3 protein-coding genes and 1 pseudogene are annotated in these 3,331 nt (G+C 64.6%); all 4 read left to right on the top strand.

The genetic code is table 11. The features are described 5' to 3' along the window. Positions 1-218, top strand: a pseudogene (locus BLT64_RS25710) (DUF7146 domain-containing protein); the annotation flags it as partial. Then, positions 211-459, top strand: a complete 249-nt coding sequence (locus tag BLT64_RS25705; protein ID WP_011747321.1) for a hypothetical protein — start codon at positions 211-213, stop codon at positions 457-459. The pseudogene BLT64_RS25710 and the gene BLT64_RS25705, both read left to right, overlap by 8 nt. 44 nt (positions 460-503) lie before the next feature. Next, positions 504-2,294 carry a DNA primase family protein gene (locus tag BLT64_RS25700; protein WP_049792298.1) on the top strand — a complete coding sequence of 597 codons (1,791 nt, stop codon included), beginning with the start codon at positions 504-506 and terminating at the stop codon, positions 2,292-2,294. 375 nt (positions 2,295-2,669) lie between these two features. After that, the coding region (locus BLT64_RS25695) for a hypothetical protein (RefSeq protein WP_074810791.1) at positions 2,670-3,331 on the top strand (662 nt) is incomplete at its 3' end.

The raw sequence follows: 3,331 nt of genomic DNA, 5'->3' as shown, positions 1-3,331 counted from the left end.
CCGACATGGACGATTCCGAGGCCTGGCTGCCGCCGGTCTGGGTCAAGACGCTGATCTTCGTCCAGGACGGGGACAGCGATCCGAAACTGACGCGCTCCAAGCTCCTCGCCGGGCTGCGGCGCGCCAAGATCAAGCGGCCGGGCCTGCGCGGCTACATCGTCCATGCGGGCGACGGCCGCGATCTCAACGACATTCTGATGGGACAGAGAGATGCTTGACGAGCAGGAGATTGTTGACGACGCGAACAGGTTCGAGGTGATGTTTCGCGGGATCGCGGGCCTAGATGGTCTGTCGATTTCCGAGGCGCGCGGCCTGTTCATCGCGCTTTCGGACCTCATTGCGCAAATCGTGGTCACCTGCAGCGATGAGACCGACCCGTTCCTCGACCTGATCCGCTCGAAGATCGCGCAGTTGCGCGCGGTGGGTGACGCCCGGATCGATCCGGAGAGGTTGCAATGACCGATAGGAGCGATGACGACGCGCTCGGGCAGGTCCGGGCCGTGATGAGCAATGCCGAGGAGGTCGATCTGCCCGAGGGGATGGAGCCGGAGGCCTCTGCCGGTGATGGCGATAGCCAATCCCCTGGAACCCCTTCCGAGGGCCAGGCCGACGATCCGTTTTCGGACTGCGCGCAGTATCCGCTCAACGACCATGGCAACGGCCAGCGCTATGCCCGCCATTACCGGGATGAACTGATCTATGTGCCCCGCTATGGCTGGCACGTCTGGACCGGCCAGCGATGGCAGAAAGACGAGGACGGCATCGAGGTTCGCCGCCGTGCCCAGATGCTGGGCGAGTTGATTTCGCGGGAAATCCCGCATCTTCGGCTCGAGGACTGGCAGATGCAGATCCTCGAGGACGGCGTGCAGCTGCGGCGGCGCGAGCGTGAACTCGGCCGCATCGTAAGCGCCGGAGGCGAGGAGGCGGAGGCCGCCCAGCAGGAGCTGGATAGCATGGCGCCCAAGCTTGCCCGCCTCTCGGGTGTCGAGAAGGTGCTGCTTTCGGTCCGCAAGGATCATCACGGCTGGGCGAAGACCTCGGGCAATACGACCCGGATCGACGCCTCGATCAAGGAGGCCGGCGTCGGCCTGGCCGTGTCGTTCGAGCGGCTGAACGCCGCCCCGCTCGATGTCTGTTGCGAGAATGGGGTCATGCGATTCTCGGTCATTCCGGGCGATCCGGAAAGCGGAATGAGCCCCATGGCCGACATGCAGTTCGTGCCGCATGCCCGGGATCAGCTGATCACCAAGATGATGCCGGTGCGATACGACCCGGAGGCGAAGCGGCCGATCTTCGACAGGTTCATCACGCGCATCCTGCCCGATCCAGAGGTCAGGCGCTTCGTGCAGCGCTGGTTCGCCCTGAATACCACGGCGCTGACCGGCGAGCAGAAGCTGGTCTTCTTCTACGGGCTCGGCGCCAACGGCAAGTCCGTGCTGGTAGACCTGATCGCCCGCATGTTCGGCGACTATGCCGCAACGGCGCGGATCGAGACCCTGACCGGTTCGACCAAGAAGGACGGATCGGCCGCTACCCCGGACCTCGTGCCGCTCATGCTCGCCCGCATGGTGCGCACGTCCGAACCCGAGGAGGGCGAGAAGCTGCGCGAAGGGCTGATCAAGCAGCTGACCGGCGGCGAGCCGATCAACGTGCGGCCGAACTTCGGCGAGCAGATCGAGGTCACGCCCAAGTTCAAGATCACCATCCAGGGCAACTATCGCCCCGAGGTGCGCGGCCGGGATGACGGGATCTGGCGCAGGCTGCTGATCGTGCCGTTCGACGTGACCATTCCGCCGAAGGAGCGGGACCCGGACCTGGGTGCCAAGCTCTGGGAAGAGCGATCCGGCATCCTCAACTGGCTGATCGAGGGCCTGATAGACTACCTCGAGGGCGGGCTGCAGGAGCCGCCGGCCGTTCTAAGTGCCACCAACGAGTATCGCGAGGAGAGCGACCCGCTCGGTTTCTTCCTGGAGAGCTGTTGCGACGTCTCCGGGCAACCAGAGGACAGCGAGACCGTCAAGGACCTGGTTCAGGCGTTCCAGTTCTGGCAGGACGAGCAGGGCGGCGCCGTGTGGCAGCCCGGCACCGTCCAGCGCCAGCTCAAGGACAAGATGCGCCGCTGGGTCAGTCCGAGCACCGGCAAGAAGTTCGCGGAACGCAAGTCGAATGGCATCATGCGCTATGACGGCATCCGCTTTTCGATTGAGTTCGGACACCGCTTCAGGACCGCGCCGCGTGACGCAAATGGCCGCCCCATCGCCGGCCGCACCGGAGGCCAAGATGGCAGCCTCTGATCCCCGCACCCCTGTTCCGACTGGCATGAGGGAGGATTTTGCCTCCCTACAGGGAGGAAAGGGAGGGCCTGCCTCCCCGTGTTTTCCGACGACATTACAAGGGGTTCGGGGCGTCAGGGAGGATAGGGAGGAAAATTCCCGCATACGCGTATGCGCGAGAAGGGAAGGGGTATGGGGTGATAAAGGCTCCATATGCGTGGACCCGGTTTTGCCTCCCTATCCTCCCTGAACACGTCAACCAACTGTAATCCAAAGATAATCCCCTCTGAAGTGCATCCCTAAATCATCCCTAAAGATAATCCGATCCTCCCTATCCTCCCTGAAAAGACAGCGACCGAAACAATAGGCAGTATGATGAGCAAGAGGGACCACAATATGTTGAGAGCGGCGCTAAAGGCCGAAGCCGGGAAGTCGCTTGTGCAGGCGGCGCGGGAGGCCCGTGAAGCCAGGCTGGCCGAGGAAGCCGCTCGGCTTGCCGCCATCCGGGACGCCAGCGCGATCCCCGATCAATGCGGCCCGGATACGATTGCCGCCCCGGCGCGCGGCCCGTTCGTCGTCGAGCCGCAGCTGACCATGGTGCCGAACGGTGTCGATGCGCGCGGTTTGGAGAAATGGGTGGCGGCCCCGACCGGCTACGGCCATCGCGCCAGCGTCCGCGCGGCCGACGTGTTCGACCGGATGATCGCCTCGGCGCTGCGGCGGAAGAGGCCGTGCCCTCTGACCCACGGTCAGATCGCAATGGGCCGCCGCTATGCGGCGCTGGTCGAGTTGGCGGCTGCCGATGGCACCAAGGTTTCGCAGCTCGATGCCTCGCGGGCCGGCGGCGACAGCATGGGCTGGATGGACCGGCACCTCGGCATCGCCCATGAGCTGACCATCCTGCGCAACCGCATCGGCTTCAGCGCCGCCATGACCGTGCGCCGCATTCGACCCACTGCTCGCGGCGAAACGCAACGCGGCCCGATCATGGACAGGGTGCTGGTTGACATGGTCTGCATCAAGGGCTGCACGCTGGACGAGGTGCTGGTGAGCCATGG

Source organism: Paracoccus denitrificans (assembly GCF_900100045.1).
In the GTDB taxonomy this organism is placed as follows: Bacteria; Pseudomonadota; Alphaproteobacteria; order Rhodobacterales; family Rhodobacteraceae; genus Paracoccus; species Paracoccus denitrificans.
Note: the sequence above shows the minus strand (reverse complement) of the source record. Positions and strands in the feature narration are given on the sequence as shown.

Coding starts and splice junctions, on each gene's coding strand:
- BLT64_RS25705 (WP_011747321.1), top strand. CDS start 211: ATGCTTGACGAGCAGGAGATTGTTGACGACGCGAACAGGTTCGAGGTG.
- BLT64_RS25700 (WP_049792298.1), top strand. CDS start 504: ATGAGCAATGCCGAGGAGGTCGATCTGCCCGAGGGGATGGAGCCGGAG.